Origin of the sequence: Collinsella aerofaciens (assembly GCF_015560135.1) — a bacterium.
In the GTDB taxonomy this organism is placed as follows: domain Bacteria; phylum Actinomycetota; class Coriobacteriia; order Coriobacteriales; family Coriobacteriaceae; genus Collinsella; species Collinsella aerofaciens_AN.
Genome location: NZ_JADMRH010000013.1, coordinates 36063 through 52813 on the forward strand (window position 1 = coordinate 36063; position 16751 = coordinate 52813).

Genomic DNA, 16751 nt, shown 5'->3' on the forward strand with positions numbered 1-16751 from the left:
GGTATGTCAAATCAGCTGCATCGGTACCGTATCGTGCTTGATTACATTGAACCTTGGCTTGATGAGCAGGATGAAGCTACGCTGAAGCAGATTTATGCAGACCTTTTGGTGCTCGAGAAGGAAGGTCCCAGCCTTGGTCGTCCGCTGGTTGACCGCGTAAAGGGCTCGAAGCTTCATCATTTAAAGGAGCTGAGAGTGACGTCGTGTGGTGGGCAGGTGATTCGCATCCTCTTCGCCTTTGACCCCAAGCGCCAGGCGGTATTGCTATTGGCGGGTGATAAGTCGCGAGCGGGATCGTCAAGGGCAAAATGGAACGGTTGGTATGCGATCAACATTCCAAGGGCCGAGCAAATATACCGTCGCCACGTAAGGAGGCTCGATCGAGATGGAACTGCATGAGTATATGGAATCTCGCGGGATAACACGCGACTCCATTACCGCCGAGCAGGAGAGGACTCGCGATCGTATCGAAGCCTATAAGCTTGCTCAGATTCGCAGGTTAAAAGATCTAACACAGGCGTCGGTCGCCCAGTCGATGGGCGTTTCTCAAAAACGTGTATCCGAGCTCGAGCGTGGGGAGTTGGGTTCGATGAGGCTCGACACGCTGAGCAGGTACGCAGAGAGCCTCGGCGGAAAACTGGTTGCAAGCATCGAGTTTCCCGATCGTACCGTTACGCTTGCGCGCTAAAAATCTTCAATTAACCCCCTCACTTTCACCGACTACTAGAGCCGCTCACCAAACCAACATGCGCTCTGGGCAAATAGGTTGAACGTTTCGTGCGAGAATGCCCCACAGTAAACAAACTTGCACCAGAGCGTAAGGGGCTGGCATACACATGCAGACGGTCTACCGGGTATACGAGGGAGCGCGCGAGCCGCATCGGCTCGCCGTCGAGCGTACGGCCGAGGTGCTCGGCTGTGGCGGCCTGGCGTTGATCCCGACCGAGACGGTCTACGGTGTCGCCGTGGCAGTCAACGCCTTCTCGGACGCCGTGCCCCAAGATACAGGCGAATTCCCATCGTGGCCGCGCGATCCGCAGGCTGCCGTTAACGGCGCCGCGGTCCCTGCGCTCGGTACCGGCTACCGCCGTATCTTCACTCTCAAGCAACGTGAACTCACGCAAACCGTCGCTTGGCTGGTCGATGGCGTCGAAGCACTCGACCGCTATGGCGTGGATATCCCGGAAGAGGCCCGCGTGCTTGCCCGACGATGCTGGCCGGGCGCCCTGACTATCGTGGTCAAGGCGGCCCCCTGCGTGCCGACCTTTATGCGCGCCGCCGACGACACGGTGGCACTTCGCGCTTCGGCCTCGCCCGTGGTGCAAGCGCTCATCCGCGCCTGCGGCAGCCCTCTTGCCTGCACCAGCGCCAACACGCATGGCGCGCCCGCGCCGGCAAGTTTTGTCACGGTGGAGGAGCGCATCCTGGAGGGGGTCGATGTTGCCGTCGACGCCGGCGAGACCCCGTGTCGCGACGCCTCGACCATCGTGTCGTTCCAGCACGGCGGACTCCAGATCCTGCGCCAAGGCGCACTTCCCGCATCAGAGATCGAACGGGTCCTGTCCGACCCGATGCAATAGAAAGGTGTAAGCGATGTCGTTGAATCTGGGCAGCCTGGGCATGGAAGATGCCTCGTTTAACTTTGGCGGTTCCTACATCATGGCGCTCGACTGCGGCACCACCTCGGTACTTGCGACCATCGTCGACGAGTACGGCTGCATCGTCGCGCAGGCACGTCGTAGCGTCAAAACGAGTTTTCCGCGTCCCGGTTGGGTAGAGCAAGACCCCATGACGGTCCTTGCCAGCCAGATTGCCGTCATGATGGAGGTCCAGTTTAAGAGCGGCATCCATTCCGATCGCATCGCCGCCATCGGCATCTCCAACCAGCGCGAGACCACGGTGGTCTGGGACCGCGTGAGCGGCCAGCCCATCTATAACGCCATCGTATGGCAGTGCCGTCGTACCGCGCCGGCGATCGACGCGTTGGTTGAACAGGGTTGCGAGGAGCTGGTGCGCTCCCGCACGGGACTTACGCTTGACCCGTATTTCTCGGCCTCTAAGGTGCAGTGGATTCTCGACAACGTCGACGGCGCACGCGAGAGCGCGGTGGCGGGCGACCTCATGTTTGGCACCATCGACACCTGGCTCATCTACAACCTCACCGGCGGCCAGGTCTTTGCCACCGACTACACCAATGCCAGCCGCACGGCACTCTTTAATATCCATACGCTCGATTGGGACGACGACCTGCTGGCGCTCTTTGACGTTCCACGTTCCATGATGCCCGAGGTTCGCTGGAGCTCGGGCGACTACGGCCGCGTCGCGAGCGACATCATGACCAACATGCCGCCCATCATGGGTGTGGCGGGCGACCAGCAGGCATCGCTGTTCGGTCACTGCTGCTTCTATCCCGGCCAGACCAAAAACACCTATGGCACGGGCTGCTTTATGCTCATGAACACCGGCGACGAGATCGTCGAATCCAAGAATGGCCTGGTCTCCACCATCGGTATCGCTGCGGACGGCAAAGTCAGCTATGCGCTCGAGGGCTCTATTTTTGCCGCCGGCTCAACGATGAACTGGCTTCGCAACAACATGGGCATCATCTCGAGCGTGAGCGAGTCGGCACAACTCGCCGCTTCGATTAGCGACAACGAGGGCTGCTACTTCGTTCCCGCCTTTGCGGGTTTGGGCGCTCCCTGGTGGGACCCGCATGCCCGCGGTATCGTGTGCGGTCTGACCGGTGCCTCGAGTCGCGCGACCATTGTGCGTGCGGCCTGCGAGTCCATGGCCTACCAGAGTTATGACGTGCTGCGCGCCATGGAGCAGGACGTGGGACTTTCGATTGAGCGCCTGTCCGTCGATGGCGGCGCCTCGCGCAACGAGTTCATCATGCAATTCCAGGCCGACCTGCTGGATATCCCCGTGCTGCAATGCGAGACGGTGGAGACCACGGCAATCGGTGCCGCGTACTTGGCGGGTCTTGCCGTCGGCTATTGGGAAGACCTGGAGGAGCTGGAGCAAAATGCCCAGATCGTTAGGACCTTCCTTCCCCATATGTCCGCCGAGCGTCGCGAGCAAAACCTTGCGGGCTGGCGTGATGCAGTCAAGCGCTCGCTCAGTACCGCACAGTAGGGCTGCGATGGGCTGCTCGATACAACAAACCGCTAAACTTATGCATGGCGTGCGGCGGCAACATTGCTGCGCGCCTTGTCAGCAAGGCCGTTTTGCGGCCGCAACGAAAGGGGCAATCAACCCATGACCGTCACCTACGATGCGTCCCGTGTGACGCTTGTCGATCATCCGCTCGTCCAGCACAAGCTGTCGATCCTGCGCGACAAAAACACCGGCACCAACCAGTTCCGCCAGCTCGTGCGCGAACTCGCGCTTTTTGACGGCTACGAGGCCATGCGCGACCTGCCTATGGAAGACGTCGAGGTCGAGACCCCCATCACTACCGCCACGTTCAAACAGCTCGCCGGCAAGAAACTCGCCATCGTGCCCATTCTGCGTGCGGGCCTTGGCATGGTCGACGGCATTCTCGACCTGGTGCCCTCCGCTCGCGTAGGCCACATCGGTATGGAACGCGACGAGGTTACCCATGAGCCGCATGAGTATTACTGCAAGATGCCCAAGGATATCGACCAGCGCATCTGCCTGGTTGTCGACCCCATGCTCGCCACGGGCGGTTCGGCCGAGATGGCCATCAGCTACCTGCGCGAGCGCGGTGTCAAGGACATCCGCATGCTGTGCATCGTCGCTGCCCCCGAGGGCCTCAAGTCGCTGACCGAGAAGGACCCAGATGTGCATATCTATACCTGCGCTATCGATGACCATCTCAACGAGGCTGCCTACATCGTTCCCGGCCTGGGCGACGCCGGCGATCGCATCTACGGCACGCTCTAGTCGCTGGGCTAAGACGGCCGCGGCTGCAAATACGAAGAAACGGTGCGCGCGGACGAACAAAAGGCGACCGCGCGCACTCCTGTTAACGGACGTTTTGCCCCGCAGGGTTCGAGAAAAACGTATTACCGTACCTGCGGCATAAAGAAGGTCTTAAGAAAACGAACAGGTGCGTATTAACCGATGCTTTTTCGGTTGTACTTTAGCGATTGGCTCGTACAATAGTCACCAATGTTTGGCGGGAACTGTTCTGTGAGGCGTTAAAAAAGGAAAGTGAGGACGCCAATGTTTCAGATAGCCGATCTGCTCGCTATCGTTGCAGGCGCCATCGCGGGCGCGGTCGCCTTTCTTCCCTTTGTCTTTACGCTCAAGCCGGTTCTTGACGATAAGCAGAATGCGGACATGCTCAAGGGTATGGTGAGTCTGGCGGTCTCGGCGATCGCCCTGCTCGTCTTTACCTTGGTTGTGTTTGTGTTGTTCGGAGAGGCATTTCGCATGTTCCTCCTGGGCGAGGCGATCGGCTTCGTGGCCTTTATGGCCGCCTGCACGGTTCGTGTCGCCAAGGTGCTGCGAGATCCTCATGAGGTCGAAAGGTAAGTCGTGGAAATTTTTGAAAAGCTGCCTGATGAGATTAATCATCTGGTCAGCGAGTTCAGCTCCACCCCTGTCGTGGGCGATCTGAGCTGCGGCATCACGCAGTACTCGTTTTGGCTGATCGTCTCCACGATCGTGCTCCTGATCGTCCTGGCCGTGTTCAAGAAGAAGCAGACCCTGGTTCCCAAGGGCTTCTTCGTCAACGGTTTCGAGTACATCATCGAGTACGTCGAGAACGATATCGGCAAGGGCGTCGTGGGTGAGAACTGGAAGAAGCACTTCCCGTTCCTGTGCTCGCTTTTCCTGTTCATCCTGATCAACAACATGATCGGCCTGATCCCGGGAATGAAGCCCGGCACCGGCGCAATCGGCTCCACCGCCGCGCTCGCTATCTTCGCCTTCGTGTACTTCATCTACTACGGATGCAAGGCTCACGGCGTGATTGGCTACATCAAGAGCCTCGCCCCGCAGGGCGTGAGCTTCCCGATGAACGTGCTCGTGTGGGTCGTCGAGCTTTTCTCGACCTTCCTGCGCCTCATCACGCTCGCCGTCCGTCTGTTCTGCAACATGTTCGCAGGACACGTGGTCATGGGCTCGTTTGCCATCATGGCGAGCATGTTCATGCAGCCGCTGCTTCAGCAGGTTTCCGCGGCTCACGCCGTCGGCGCCCTGCCTTCGCTGGCCTGGCTTGCCATCCTCATCCTGATCTATGCGATCGAGCTTGTGGTCGGCGCCATCCAGGCTTACGTCTTCACGGTCCTTACCGCCGTGTATGTCTCCGAGGCAGAGGAGGTCGCGGAGGAGGAGTAGTCTTCCGTTCGTGCCTTAAAGGTAAGGCAATTCGTTAAACCGCCGGTGCCCGTACCCATGGAGCCCGGCAGTTATAAAAAGGTTATCCTGCGTGAAATAAGACACGCACGACAAAGGAGGAATCGTGGGAGTTATCGGTTACGGTCTCGGTGTTATCGGCGCTGGTCTTGCTATCGGCCTGTCTGCTCTGGGTGCTACGGGTGCTATGGCCCGTCAGCCTGAGGTCCAGGGCCGCGTGTTCACCGTCTTCATCATGGGCTCCGCCTTCGGCGAGGCTCTGGCTCTGATCGGCTTCGTTGTCGCGCTGATCGTTAAATAGCACGGAGCGTCAAGTATGAATCTTTCATCCCAGAAGAGCGCGATCGCACTCTCCGCGTCCGCGGCCGCGCTGCTCATGCCGGTTTCCGCGTTCGCTGAGGACGGCGCTGCCGGTGCGGACATCCTCATCCCTAAGATGGCGGAGTTCATCCCGGCGCTTATCGCCTTCCTGATTATCTGGATCGTGCTGGCCAAGGTCGCCCTGCCGGGCATCATGAAGACCATGGAGGAGCGCGGCAAGAAGATCGAGGAGAGCCTCGACGAGGCCGAGAAGACCAAGCAGGAGGCCATCGCCAAGCGCGCTGAGTCCGACTCGATCGTCACCGACGCCCGTCGTCAGGCTGCCGACATCGTTCTCGAGGCCCGTAAGGACGCCGAGTCCGAGCGCGCCCGTATCATCGAGGCTGCTCACAAGGAGGCCGAGGAGATCATCGCCAAGGCCCATACGACCGTCGAGGACGAGCGCAAGTCCATTTACGCCGGTGCCGCGAGCTCCATCGCCGACCTGTCCGTTGCCGTCGCCACCAAGATCGTGGGCGAGGCACTCGAGGACGATGCCGAGCAGAAGAAGCTCATCGAGCGCTACATCCAGGAAGCAGGTAGCCTGAATGCCGACTAGCCGCTATCAGGACAAGGTGCTCGAGACCTACGCGCGCTCCCTTCTGGAAGCCGCCAAGGCCGAGAACCATGTGTTCGAGGACCTCGAGATGATCGAGCGCCTGGCTTCTGCCAGCCCCGAGATCATCGCCGTGCTCGACACCATGTCCAAGCGCGACCAGCTCGACCTTCTTCCCAAGGTGGCAGCTGCCTTTAAGTATGTTGCCGAGGAAGACGAGGATGTAGTGGGCGTGACCGTCACCACGGCGATCCCGCTCGACGACGAGCTGCGTCAAACCATCACTAAGAAATGCGAGCAGGACTTCGGCCGCAAGGTATTCCTTATCGAGCAGGTCGACCCGTCTATTGTGGGCGGCCTGGTGCTCGAGGCCCGCGGCGAGCGTCGTGACATTTCCGTCAAGACGCAGCTGCGCATCGCGCAGGAGACCCTCGCAAACTCTGCTAATTCGTACGGAGGTGAAGCCTAATGTCCGAAACCCTCAATGCCCAGGATATCGCCAAGAAACTGCAGGAGCAGCTCACGAGCCTCTCCGCGACGGTCGATACGCATGAGGTTTCAACGGTCGACGAGGTAGGCGACGGCATCGCGCGCGTCTCCGGCCTCAAGAGCGCCATGGCAGGCGAGCTTCTGGAGTTCAAGAGCTCCGATACCGGTGAGACCGTCTTCGGCCTTGCCCAGAACCTTGACCGTGACGAGGTCGGCGCCGTTCTGTTCGGTGCCGTCGACTCCATCAAGGAAGGCGACGAGTGCCGCACCACTGGCCGCATTATGGATATCCCCGTGAGCCGTGCCATGCTCGGCCGCGTCGTCAATCCGCTCGGCCAGCCCATCGACGGCCTGGGCGACATCGTCGCCACGCACCGTCGCCCCATCGAGTTCAAGGCCCCCGGCGTCATCGACCGTACCCCGGTGTGCGAGCCGGTTCAGACCGGTCTGCTCGCTATCGACTCCATGGTGCCTATCGGCCGCGGTCAGCGTGAGCTCATCATCGGCGACCGTAAGACCGGTAAGACCGCCATCGCCATCGACGCTATCCTCAATCAGCGCGGCAAGGGCATGGTCTGCATCTATGTCGCCATCGGCCAGAAGGCCTCCACGGTCGCCAACATCCGCGAGACCCTCGCTCAGCACGGTGCGCTCGACTACACCATCATCGTTTCGGCCACCGCTGCCGATTCCGCCCCTATGCAGTACATCGCGCCTATGGCCGGTGCCGCTATCGGCGAGTTCTTCATGTACAACGGCGAGGACGGTAAGCCCGCCAGCGAGACCAACCCCGGCGGCCACGTGCTCGTCATCTACGACGACCTGTCCAAGCAGGCTGTGGCCTACCGTCAGATGTCGCTGACGCTGCATCGTCCGCCCGGACGCGAGGCCTATCCTGGCGACATCTTCTACCTGCACTCTCGTCTGCTCGAGCGTGCCGTCAAGATGTCCAAGAAGAACGGTTATGGCTCCATGACGGCTCTTCCGATCATCGAGACCCAGGACGGCGACGTCTCGGCCTACATTCCGACCAACGTCATTTCCATTACCGATGGTCAGATCTACCTGCAGTCCGAGCTCTTCTTCCAGGGCCAGCGCCCGGCAGTCGACGTGGGTATTTCCGTGTCCCGCGTCGGTGGCGACGCGCAGACCAAGGCTATGAAGCAGGTCGCCGGCAACCTCCGTCTGGACCTCGCTTCGTACCAGGAGCTCGCCGGCTTTACGCAGTTCGGCTCCGACCTCGACGAGGCCACGCAAAAGCAGCTTACCCACGGTGCTCGCATGACCGAGCTCCTGAAGCAGCCGCGTTACAAGCCGTTTGAGGTTGGCGAGCAGATCGTTACGCTGTTCGCTGGCAACGAGGGCTTCCTGGATGACCTGGAGATCGCCGACGTGCTGCCCTTCCGTGCCGAGCTCATCGAGTACATGGACAATGGCTTTGGCTCGCTGCTCGACAAGGTTCGCGCCAAGAAGATCGATGATGACACCAAGGCTGAGCTCTTGCGCGTCATCGGCGACTTCAAGCAGCAGTTCATGGCCAAGCACCATTCGGATGTTTCTGGATCAGAGGAGAGCTAAGCCCCATGGCCAACCTTCGCGACATTAAGAAGCGAATCTCCTCGGTTACCACGACCAAGCAGATCACGCGCACGATGGAGATGGTCTCTACGGTCAAGATCCGTCGTGCCCTCGATCGCTCCAAGCAGGCCGAGCCCTATAAGGAGGCGCTGACCGACGTCATGTTGACGGTCGCCGGCGACGCCTCCTGTTCGGGCACCGATCCCATGCTGCAGAAGCATGAGAGCGTCAAGCATGGCCTGATTGTCGTTATTGCCTCGGACCGCGGCCTTGCCGGCGGTTTCAATACGACGGTGGAGCGCACGGCCGAAAAGCTCGCCGCTTCTTGGGCGAACGACGGCATCGAGTGCGAGATCATCGCGTGCGGGCGTAAGCCGGCCACGTATTTCCGTGACCGCGCAAACGTCGTCATGCACTTTGAGGGCAACTCCTCTGAGCCCGATTTCAATCAGGCCCGCATGATCTCCTCTCATATCTGCGATGCGTATCGTGCCGGTGAGCTTGACCGTGTCGAGCTTGTCTACCACCACGCCAAGAACCGCGTGGATCAGGAGCTTCGCGTCGAGCATCTGTTGCCGCTCGACCCCGAGATGATCGCTATGGCCCACGGTCCGCGTAAGAACGAGACCGACGCCCCTAAGCGCATCTCGTCCACGTTCGAGTTCGTGCCCTCTCCCGAGCATGTTCTCGGCAAGCTTGTGCCGTCTTATATCCTGACGGTCATCTACCAGGCCCTGATCGATTCGGCGGCTGCCGAGCAGGGTGCACGCCGCAAGGCCATGCACTCCGCGACGGAAAACGCCACCGCGATCATCTCGACCCTTACCCGCACGTATAGTCGCGTGCGCCAGGCTTCGATCACGACCGAGATTAACGAGATCGTCGGCGGAGCCTCAGCATTGGAGGAACAGTAATGGCTAATAACACCGTAAAGCTTGCGGTCGAGGAAGCCACCAAGAAGACGACTGCCGGTGATGGTCGCATCGTGCGAATCATCGGCCCTGTCGTCGACGTCAAGTTTGACGGCGCGGTGCCCCCGATCTACAACGCGCTCACGGTCGAGGCCGAGACCCCGATCGGTCACCTGAGCACGATCCTCGAGGTCGAGAGCCAGCTTCCGGGCGGCGTCGTCCGCACGGTCGCCATGTCCTCGACCGACGGCCTGCAGCGCGGCCTCATCGCCACCGATACCGGTGAGCCCATGAAGATGCCGGTCGGCCCCAAGACGCTCGGCCGCATTTGGAACGTCATGGGCAAGCCCGTCGACGGCAAGCCCATGCCCGAGGTGGAGGAGTTCTACCCCATCCACCATGCAGCGCCCCGTTTCGACGAGCTCACCACCAAGACCGAGATCTTCGAGACCGGCATCAAGGCCGTTGACCTGCTTGAGCCCTACATCCGTGGCGGCAAGACGGGCCTGTTCGGCGGTGCCGGCGTCGGCAAGACCGTTCTGATTCAGGAGCTCATCAACAACCTCGCCCAGGAGCACGGCGGCACCTCGGTGTTCACCGGCGTCGGCGAGCGTACCCGCGAGGGCACCGACCTGTTCCTCGAGATGAGCGAGTCTGGCGTTATCGACAAGACCTGCTTGGTCTATGGTCAGATGAACGAGCCGCCCGGAGCGCGTCTGCGCATCGGTCTGGCCGGCCTTACTACCGCTGAGTATTTCCGTGATCGTGGCCAGGACGTTCTGCTGTTCATCGACAACATCTTCCGCTTCTCCCAGGCAGGTTCCGAGGTTTCCGCACTGCTGGGCCGTATGCCGTCCGCCGTTGGTTACCAGCCCACGCTGGCAACCGAGATGGGCGACCTCCAGGAGCGCATTACCTCGACCAAGACGGGCTCCATTACCTCCGTCCAGGCTGTCTACGTCCCCGCAGACGACCTGACCGACCCGGCGCCTGCCACAACGTTTACGCACCTCGACGCCACCACGGTTCTTTCGCGTAGCATTTCGTCGCTCGGCCTGTTCCCGGCTATCGACCCGCTCGCATCTTCCTCCGACGCTCTCGATCCCTCGATCGTCGGCGAGGAGCACTACCGTGTCGCCGTCAAGGTCCAGGAGCTCCTGCAGGAGTACTCCGACCTTCAGGACATCATCGCCATTCTGGGTATGGACGAGCTGTCCGAGGAGCAGCGCCTTACGGTCAACCGTGCCCGTAAGATTCAGCAGTTCCTCTCGCAGTCCTTCCACGTCGCCGAGAAGTTCACCGGCAACCCCGGTGTCTACGTCCGCGTCGAGGATACCGTCCGCTCTTTCGCCGAGATTGTCGACGGCAAGGCCGATGACCTGCCCGAGCAGGCTTTCCGCTATGCTTCCACGATTGAGGACGTGCGCGAGCGCGCCCGCAAGATGGGGGAGAAGTAGGTTATGCGTATCCGCATCGTGTGCCCCGTGAGCTGCGCCTATGAGGGCGACGCTGCGTTTGTGTCGATTCCGTCCACGGATGGCGAGTTTGGCGTTCTGCCTGCTCACTCCAGCGAGATCTGCACGATCGACCGCGGTTACGTTCGCGTTTCCGATAAGGCCATGGGCACTGTCGACCACACGTTTGCCGTGGCCGGCGGCTATGCCCAGGTTGCGGACGATGTCGTGACCGTTCTCGCCGAGCGCGCTTGCGATTTGGCGACCGTCGATGCCGACAAGCTTAAAGCTGATATTCAAGGTTTTGAAGAGAAGCTGGGTAATTTGTCGGAGGATGATGCACGCCGCGCCTACCTCTATAATGAAATCGCATGGTGTAAGCTCAAGCTTGCCCAATAGTCAAACGATTTAGCGTTCGACCATTTGCGAACACATCATGCCCGGGATGGCTCAGCCATCCCGGGCATGCTTTTTGAAAGGGTAGACCTTGGATATTATCCGCGTTGAGGGTGGCCACGCCATCGGAGGCTCCGTGCCCGTTTCGGGCGCCAAGAACTCCGCACTCAAACTCATGGCGGCAACGCTTCTGGCGCCGGGCAAGACGACGCTGCAGAACGTGCCCGATATTTCCGATGTCCACGTGATGGGCAAGGTGCTCAAGGGCATGGGCGCTACGATCGATGTTCTCGACGAGCACACGCTCGAGATTGATACCTCTCAGGTCGATTCTTGGGAGGCCCCCTACGAGCTCGTCGCCAAGATGCGTGCTTCCACTGCCGTGATGGGACCCCTGCTGGGCCGCTTCCATCGCGCCAAGATCGCCATGCCGGGCGGCTGCAACCTGGGTGCTCGCAAGATCGATATGCACATTCTTGGTCTCGAGGCCCTGGGCGTAGAGTTCGATACCGCCCACGGCTACATCAACGCTAATGCGCCCCAAGGTCTGCGCGGTACCACCGTTACGCTCGAGTTCGCCAGCGTCGGTGCGACCGAGAACCTCATCATGGCATCCGTGCGCGCGCAGGGCACCACGGTTATCGACAATGCCGCCCGCGAGCCCGAGATCGTCGATCTCGCCAACATGCTCAACGAGATGGGCGCCAAGATTGTTGGCGCCGGTACGCCTGTCGTGACCATCGAGGGCGTGGAAGAACTGCATCCTGTTACCCATCGCGTAGTGGGCGACCGCATCGAGGCCGGTACCTTTATCGTTGCCGGTGCGTTGATGGCCGACGATCGTGGTGTCGATGTCACGGGCTTTTGCCCCATTCACTTGGGCATGGTGCTCAAGAAGATGGAGCTCATGGGTATCGACTGCGAGCGCGTCGAGGATGGCGTCCATGTGAACCGTGCCGAGCGTATCAAGCCGGTCGACATCCAAACGCTTCCGTTCCCCGGCTTCCCGACGGACATGCAGGCGCAGATTATGGTGCTCTCCGCTCTCGCCGACGGCAGTTCCGTTATTACCGAGAACATCTTCGAGAATCGCTTTATGTTTGCCTCTGAGCTGGTGCGCATGGGTGCCGACATTCGTATCGAGAGCCATCATGCCATGATTCATGGCGTCAAGGGTTTCTCGGGTGCACAGGTTACCTCGCCCGATCTGCGTGGCGGAGCGGCCCTCGTCGTAGCGGGCTTGATCGCCGACGGGACGACCGAGGTTTCGGCTATCCATCACATCAAGCGCGGCTACGAGCAGTTTGTCGAAAAGCTGCAGGCGCTCGGCGCGCATGTCGAGCATGCTACCGTCCCCGATCCCGTCATCTACTAATACAGGTTGCCTATGTTTAATAAAAAGCCCCTCGCGGATACCACCGCCCGAAGACCCTCAACTGGTGCGCAGGCCAAGATCTACAGTCGCGATAACGTGGCTCGCTATTCCGAGCGCGCTCGTCAACGTCGTCGTAGCCACACGATTCGTCACGTCGCGCTCATTGTCGTGCTTGGTGTGCTGCTGAGTGCCACTACCGCTGCCGGCCTGTGGTTTGCTACCATTATGGGCAAGCTCGGCGATTCTAATGTCATTACCGATAATCTGCGTCGGGTTCTGGTTGACACCGATGAGGCAAAGGATCCGTTCTACGTGCTGCTTCTTGGCACCGACGGCCGTCCGGGCGAGGATACGTATCGTGCCGACTCGATTATCCTGGCACGCATCGACCCCACGCAAAAGCAGGCGACGCTCATTTCCGTTCCGCGCGACACCAAGGTCGAGTACAAGGGCGAGACCATGAAGATCAACGCCTGCCATACCGTTGGCGGCGCCGAGGCCATGGTCGAGGCGGTCAACGAGCTGTGCGGTGTTCAGATTTCCCACTATGCCGAGGTCAGCTTCGACGGTATGCAGGCGCTGATTGATTCGGTTGGCGGTATCGACATTAACGCAACCGATGATGTTGACGACCCCGAGCACCTGGATATTAAGATTACCGCTGGCCAGCAGCATATGGACGGTGCCACCGCCCTTACCTATGCCCGCTGCCGCTACACCTATGCCGACGGCGATTACACGCGCATGCGCCACCAGCGTCAGGTGCTTGGCGCCCTTGCCAACCAGATTCTCAATAACTTCGATGCCACGAAGATTTTTGGCCTGGTTAATTCGCTGTCCGATATGCTCGTAACCGATATGAGCGTTCAGGATATCGTGGCTACGGTCAACGCCATGCGCGGTATGGATGTCGACGGTATCTACTCGGCCAACCTGCCCTCGTACGCCGACGACAGCACCATGATCGACGGTGTGAGCTACGTCTTTGTCTACGAGGACGAGCTCAAGGAAATGATGGAGCGCGTCGATGCCGGCAAGGATCCCAAGGGTCCCAACACCATGGGTCTTTCCGACGGTTCCAGTTCTACGATCGGCGACCTGAACAACAACACGTCTGACGACTACGCAAACGGTACCGCAACTTCATCGGTCAGCTCTGACGATTCCGATGACTCAGGCGATTCGAGCGATTCGGACTACTACGAAGAGCCCACCGGCGACGGTAACGGCTACGAGGCCAACTACTAAGTTACGGCGTTTTACCAAACGCCGTAACGGCTCGACGCTGCGCGCCGCCCAAGGCGGCAATTTGTCATTCAAAAGGCAGGGCATTGACCTTCTGGTCATGCCCTGCCTTTTGAATGACAAATTGCCGCCTTGGGCGGCGCTCGCTGACGTTGGCTCAACCTGCGGTGCTGACTACTCCCCTTGCACCAAAAACCGCCCCGTTCTCGGTTTTGAGGACGGGGCGGTTTTGCTTACCTAGATTGTTCGAGTTCCTTATGCAAAGCGGGCGACGAGCTCCTGGAGCACGTCGGTCATCTTGACGAGCGAACTGACCGGGACGAACTCGTTGACGCCGTGGTAGCAATAGCCGCCGGTGGAAAGGTTGGGGCAGGGCAGACCGCGGAACGACAGCTGCGCGCCGTCGGTGCCGCCGCGAATCGGCAGCACTTGGGGCTCAACGCCGCAGGCAAGGTAGGCTTCCTTGGCAACATCAATAAGCTCGGGATAGTCACGAACGATCTCGGCCATATTTCGATACTGCTGCTTAATCTCGACCGTCACGCGCTTCTCACCCAGACGCTGGTTGAGCATCGAGGCGGCGGCATCAATAAGATCGAGTTTCTGCTGGAACTTGGCGGCGTCATGGTCACGGACGATATAGCGCGCTGTGGCGTGATCGACGGTTGCAGATACACCCTCAAGATGATAAAAGCCCTCGTAGCCTTCCGTATACTCCGGGCGCTGCACGCAGGGGAGCAACGCGTTGAAGTCGCAGAACAGATTGCCTGCGTTGACCATACGGCCCTTGGCGTCGCCCGGGTGGATGGACTGGCCCTCAAAGCGGACGGTCGCCTCGGCGGCGTTAAAGCACTCCCACTCCAGCTCGCCGATGGGGCCACCGTCGACCGTGTAGGCGTACTTGCAGCCAAAGGTATCGATATCCAACAGCTCGGCTCCGTGGCCGATCTCCTCGTCAGGGCAGAAGCAAATGCCGAGTGCGGGATGGGGCAGAGAAGGGTCCTGAGCGATACGCGCGACAAGCGACATGATCTCGGCGACGCCTGCCTTGTCGTCCGCGCCCAGCAGCGTGGTGCCATCGCTGCAGACCAGGTCCTCACCCGCGAGGTCATTCAGGGCGGGAAGCTTGGCGGTACTCATGGCAACGGGCTTACCGTCAACCGTGCCGCAGACCAGGTCGCCGCCTTCGTAGTGTACGATGTGCGGCTTCACGCCGGCGCCCGGTGCAACTTCGGTGGTGTCGAGATGGGCGATCAGGCCCAGGGCGGGCTTGTCCTCAGCGCCCGCACTTGCGGGGATATGCGCGCAGACATAGGCGTGCTCGGTCGCGTGGGCATCTTCCGCACCAAGCTCGCGCAGCTCTTCAGCCAGCACGTTGGCAAGGTCAAACTGAACGGCGCTCGAGGGTACCTGGTCGCAGTTTGCATCCTCGGACTGCGTGTTGATCTGGACGTAGCGCAAAAAGCGTTCGAGGACATCGGGGCTCGTGGTGGTGTTTTCCATAAAGACCGCTCCAATCTTGGTCGTCGTGTGCAACAAGAACTCTAGCACGGTATGCCACGGCATACCACGACGCTTGGATGGGGTAGAATCAGCCATTGAATGCAGAAGGGACGGAAGATCATGGGTACGACAAATAGCTCGCGCGAACTACATCTGACGGTGGCGAACGAAGACTACTTGGAGTGCATGGTTCGCATTGAAAGCGAAGAGGGGGAAACCAACGGCGTGCGATCGGTCGACATCGCGCAGCGCCTTGGCGTCTCCAAGGCATCGGTCAATAAAGCGGTTTCGGCTCTCAAGGCATCCGAGCTTGTCGAGCAATCGCACTACGGCAAGGTGATCCTGACCGATCGCGGCCGCGAGGTTGGCACGGCTATCTGGTACCGTCATCGCCTCATCCGCACGTTTTTGGTTCAGGAGCTCGGTGCCGAATTTGAGCGAGCCGATTCCGAGGCCTGCATGATGGAGCATGCGCTATCCGAGGACACGATGAGCCGCTGGCTCGCCTATCTCGAAAAGCAGGGAATCAGCGTCGAGGAATAGCGGGATATATATGGATACGAGTTATTACAACCGCTTTGGTGCCGAGGAACTTACGCGCCGCTTGTCGAGCGAGACCTTGTTGGAGCAGGGCCCCATGGGCAGTGTTTTGTTGAGTGAGTACGATGCCGCCGACATTCCACCGGCGTTTTGGAATCTGGCAGAGCCGCAGACCGTTTCTCGTATCCATCGCTTGTATGTCGCCGCCGGCGCGCAGGTGCTCATTACCAATACCTTTCAGGCATCGAGCTATGCCCTCAAGCACGACCAGATTGCGCCGTCCGTGGCGGAGGTCAATCGCGGGGCCGTCGACGATGCCCGCCAGGCGCACCCTCAGCTACTGCTGGGCTCGATGGGCCCGATCGGTATTGAGTGGTTTGCCGAGGACTCTGTCGAGTATCGTGAAATCCGCGGCATTGCGCGCGAACAGGCGCACGCCTTGCTCAATGCTGGTGTTGACGGTCTGCTGATCGAGACGGTGACGTCTATCCGTAATCTGCAGCCCATGCTTGCCGGCGCCCGAGATGCCGCCGACGGCATGCCTGTTCTGGTGAGTTTTGTCGTTGACGATAAAGGCGACCTGCTGGGCGATGGCCTCAACATCGAGGCAGCCGTTTTGTACGCCGAAAAACACGGCGCAAACTCGGTTGGTGTTAATTGCTGTTCGCTTGCGGCCGCGAATGCGGCGGTGCCCAGGATGGTTGCATCGGCGACTACTCCCGTTACGGTGCGTCCCAACGTAGGCGATCCGGTCCAGACTCAGGATGGCCCCGTATGGCACGAGAATCCCGAAGCTTTCGCGCGCGCATGCATCGAATGGAGACATGCCGGCGCCGCAATGGTGGGCAGTTGCTGTGGAACCACGGCAATCACTACGGCAGCGATGGCCGAGGCGCTCGATATATAAAGGGCAAAACCGCTCCATACGGGGCGGTTTTTTTATTACGGGCTTTAGCCTGTGCGGGGCGCGCAGCGCGCCGCATCAGAAACCACCCGCTATGCGGGTGGGGCCAAACGGC

The 16751-nt window shown here is 60.2% G+C and carries 19 protein-coding genes; 18 read left to right on the forward strand and 1 reads right to left on the reverse strand.

The annotated features are described in order from the left end of the window. Positions 1-3 precede the first annotated feature (3 nt). From I2H19_RS06655 to I2H19_RS06730, 16 genes are all read left to right on the forward strand, one after another. Positions 4-399 (forward strand): type II toxin-antitoxin system RelE/ParE family toxin, encoded by a 396-nt coding sequence (locus tag I2H19_RS06655; protein ID WP_022094268.1) that lies wholly within the window; start codon positions 4-6, stop codon positions 397-399. Further along, entirely contained in the window at positions 386-688 is a 303-nt protein-coding gene (locus I2H19_RS06660; protein ID WP_006235701.1) for a helix-turn-helix domain-containing protein, read from the forward strand. The genes I2H19_RS06655 and I2H19_RS06660 overlap by 14 nt, the downstream gene beginning before the upstream one ends. Positions 689-836: 148 nt before the next feature. Continuing rightward, positions 837-1580: an L-threonylcarbamoyladenylate synthase gene (locus I2H19_RS06665; RefSeq protein ID WP_195622101.1), complete on the forward strand. Its 744-nt coding sequence runs from the start codon at positions 837-839 to the stop codon at positions 1578-1580. 13 nt (positions 1581-1593) lie between these two features. Next, positions 1594-3135 carry a glycerol kinase GlpK gene (gene glpK, locus I2H19_RS06670; protein ID WP_195622102.1) on the forward strand — a complete coding sequence of 514 codons (1542 nt, stop codon included), beginning with the start codon at positions 1594-1596 and terminating at the stop codon, positions 3133-3135. Positions 3136-3258: 123 nt separating this feature from the next. After that, positions 3259-3906, forward strand: a complete 648-nt coding sequence (gene upp, locus I2H19_RS06675) for a uracil phosphoribosyltransferase (protein ID WP_040359658.1) — start codon at positions 3259-3261, stop codon at positions 3904-3906. A 282-nt stretch (positions 3907-4188) separates the two neighbouring features. Next, complete coding sequence (locus I2H19_RS06680) at positions 4189-4500, forward strand: hypothetical protein (RefSeq protein WP_195622103.1); 312 nt, start codon at positions 4189-4191, stop codon at positions 4498-4500. A gap of 3 nt (positions 4501-4503) precedes the next feature. After that, positions 4504-5307: a F0F1 ATP synthase subunit A gene (gene atpB, locus I2H19_RS06685; protein ID WP_022094263.1), complete on the forward strand. Its 804-nt coding sequence runs from the start codon at positions 4504-4506 to the stop codon at positions 5305-5307. A gap of 124 nt (positions 5308-5431) precedes the next feature. After that, the gene (locus I2H19_RS06690; RefSeq protein ID WP_022094262.1) at positions 5432-5626 is read left to right on the forward strand and encodes an ATP synthase subunit c family protein; all 195 of its coding nucleotides are present in this window, start codon (positions 5432-5434) and stop codon (positions 5624-5626) included. A gap of 15 nt (positions 5627-5641) precedes the next feature. Then, entirely contained in the window at positions 5642-6244 is a 603-nt protein-coding gene (atpF, locus tag I2H19_RS06695; RefSeq protein WP_006235712.1) for a F0F1 ATP synthase subunit B, read from the forward strand. Further along, a complete protein-coding gene (locus I2H19_RS06700) occupies positions 6234-6710 on the forward strand; it encodes a F0F1 ATP synthase subunit delta (protein WP_006235713.1) in 477 nt (158 codons plus the stop codon). The genes atpF and I2H19_RS06700 overlap by 11 nt, the downstream gene beginning before the upstream one ends. Further along, positions 6710-8308, forward strand: a complete 1599-nt coding sequence (gene atpA, locus I2H19_RS06705; protein ID WP_195622105.1) for a F0F1 ATP synthase subunit alpha — start codon at positions 6710-6712, stop codon at positions 8306-8308. The genes I2H19_RS06700 and atpA overlap by 1 nt, the downstream gene beginning before the upstream one ends. 5 nt (positions 8309-8313) lie before the next feature. Further along, entirely contained in the window at positions 8314-9222 is a 909-nt protein-coding gene (gene atpG, locus I2H19_RS06710; protein WP_195622107.1) for an ATP synthase F1 subunit gamma, read from the forward strand. Continuing rightward, positions 9222-10676 carry a F0F1 ATP synthase subunit beta gene (atpD, locus tag I2H19_RS06715; protein ID WP_006235717.1) on the forward strand — a complete coding sequence of 485 codons (1455 nt, stop codon included), beginning with the start codon at positions 9222-9224 and terminating at the stop codon, positions 10674-10676. The genes atpG and atpD overlap by 1 nt, the downstream gene beginning before the upstream one ends. A gap of 3 nt (positions 10677-10679) precedes the next feature. After that, on the forward strand, positions 10680-11072 hold the full coding sequence (atpC, locus tag I2H19_RS06720) for an ATP synthase F1 subunit epsilon (protein ID WP_006235718.1): 393 nt from the start codon (positions 10680-10682) through the stop codon (positions 11070-11072). Between the two features lie 88 nt (positions 11073-11160). Next, the gene (gene murA / locus I2H19_RS06725) at positions 11161-12444 is read left to right on the forward strand and encodes a UDP-N-acetylglucosamine 1-carboxyvinyltransferase (protein ID WP_035138796.1); all 1284 of its coding nucleotides are present in this window, start codon (positions 11161-11163) and stop codon (positions 12442-12444) included. Between the two features lie 12 nt (positions 12445-12456). Then, positions 12457-13692, forward strand: coding sequence for an LCP family protein (locus I2H19_RS06730; RefSeq protein ID WP_195363612.1), 1236 nt, complete (start codon positions 12457-12459; stop codon positions 13690-13692). A gap of 252 nt (positions 13693-13944) precedes the next feature. On the opposite strand, the gene pepT is transcribed toward I2H19_RS06730, so the two are convergent. Further along, positions 13945-15192 (reverse strand): peptidase T, encoded by a 1248-nt coding sequence (gene pepT, locus I2H19_RS06735; RefSeq protein WP_195622109.1) that lies wholly within the window; start codon positions 15190-15192, stop codon positions 13945-13947. A 120-nt stretch (positions 15193-15312) separates the two neighbouring features. On the opposite strand from pepT, the gene I2H19_RS06740 reads away from it, so the two are divergent. Next, on the forward strand, positions 15313-15735 hold the full coding sequence (locus tag I2H19_RS06740; RefSeq protein ID WP_195622111.1) for a metal-dependent transcriptional regulator: 423 nt from the start codon (positions 15313-15315) through the stop codon (positions 15733-15735). A gap of 10 nt (positions 15736-15745) precedes the next feature. Further along, positions 15746-16639: a homocysteine S-methyltransferase family protein gene (locus I2H19_RS06745; RefSeq protein WP_195622114.1), complete on the forward strand. Its 894-nt coding sequence runs from the start codon at positions 15746-15748 to the stop codon at positions 16637-16639. Positions 16640-16751 lie beyond the last annotated feature (112 nt).

Coding starts and splice junctions, on each gene's coding strand:
- I2H19_RS06655 (WP_022094268.1), top strand. CDS start 4: ATGTCAAATCAGCTGCATCGGTACCGTATCGTGCTTGATTACATTGAA.
- I2H19_RS06660 (WP_006235701.1), top strand. CDS start 386: ATGGAACTGCATGAGTATATGGAATCTCGCGGGATAACACGCGACTCC.
- I2H19_RS06665 (WP_195622101.1), top strand. CDS start 837: ATGCAGACGGTCTACCGGGTATACGAGGGAGCGCGCGAGCCGCATCGG.
- glpK (WP_195622102.1), top strand. CDS start 1,594: ATGTCGTTGAATCTGGGCAGCCTGGGCATGGAAGATGCCTCGTTTAAC.
- upp (WP_040359658.1), top strand. CDS start 3,259: ATGACCGTCACCTACGATGCGTCCCGTGTGACGCTTGTCGATCATCCG.
- I2H19_RS06680 (WP_195622103.1), top strand. CDS start 4,189: ATGTTTCAGATAGCCGATCTGCTCGCTATCGTTGCAGGCGCCATCGCG.
- atpF (WP_006235712.1), top strand. CDS start 5,642: ATGAATCTTTCATCCCAGAAGAGCGCGATCGCACTCTCCGCGTCCGCG.
- I2H19_RS06700 (WP_006235713.1), top strand. CDS start 6,234: ATGCCGACTAGCCGCTATCAGGACAAGGTGCTCGAGACCTACGCGCGC.
- atpA (WP_195622105.1), top strand. CDS start 6,710: ATGTCCGAAACCCTCAATGCCCAGGATATCGCCAAGAAACTGCAGGAG.
- atpG (WP_195622107.1), top strand. CDS start 8,314: ATGGCCAACCTTCGCGACATTAAGAAGCGAATCTCCTCGGTTACCACG.
- atpD (WP_006235717.1), top strand. CDS start 9,222: ATGGCTAATAACACCGTAAAGCTTGCGGTCGAGGAAGCCACCAAGAAG.
- atpC (WP_006235718.1), top strand. CDS start 10,680: ATGCGTATCCGCATCGTGTGCCCCGTGAGCTGCGCCTATGAGGGCGAC.
- I2H19_RS06730 (WP_195363612.1), top strand. CDS start 12,457: ATGTTTAATAAAAAGCCCCTCGCGGATACCACCGCCCGAAGACCCTCA.
- pepT (WP_195622109.1), bottom strand. CDS start 15,192: ATGGAAAACACCACCACGAGCCCCGATGTCCTCGAACGCTTTTTGCGC.
- I2H19_RS06740 (WP_195622111.1), top strand. CDS start 15,313: ATGGGTACGACAAATAGCTCGCGCGAACTACATCTGACGGTGGCGAAC.
- I2H19_RS06745 (WP_195622114.1), top strand. CDS start 15,746: ATGGATACGAGTTATTACAACCGCTTTGGTGCCGAGGAACTTACGCGC.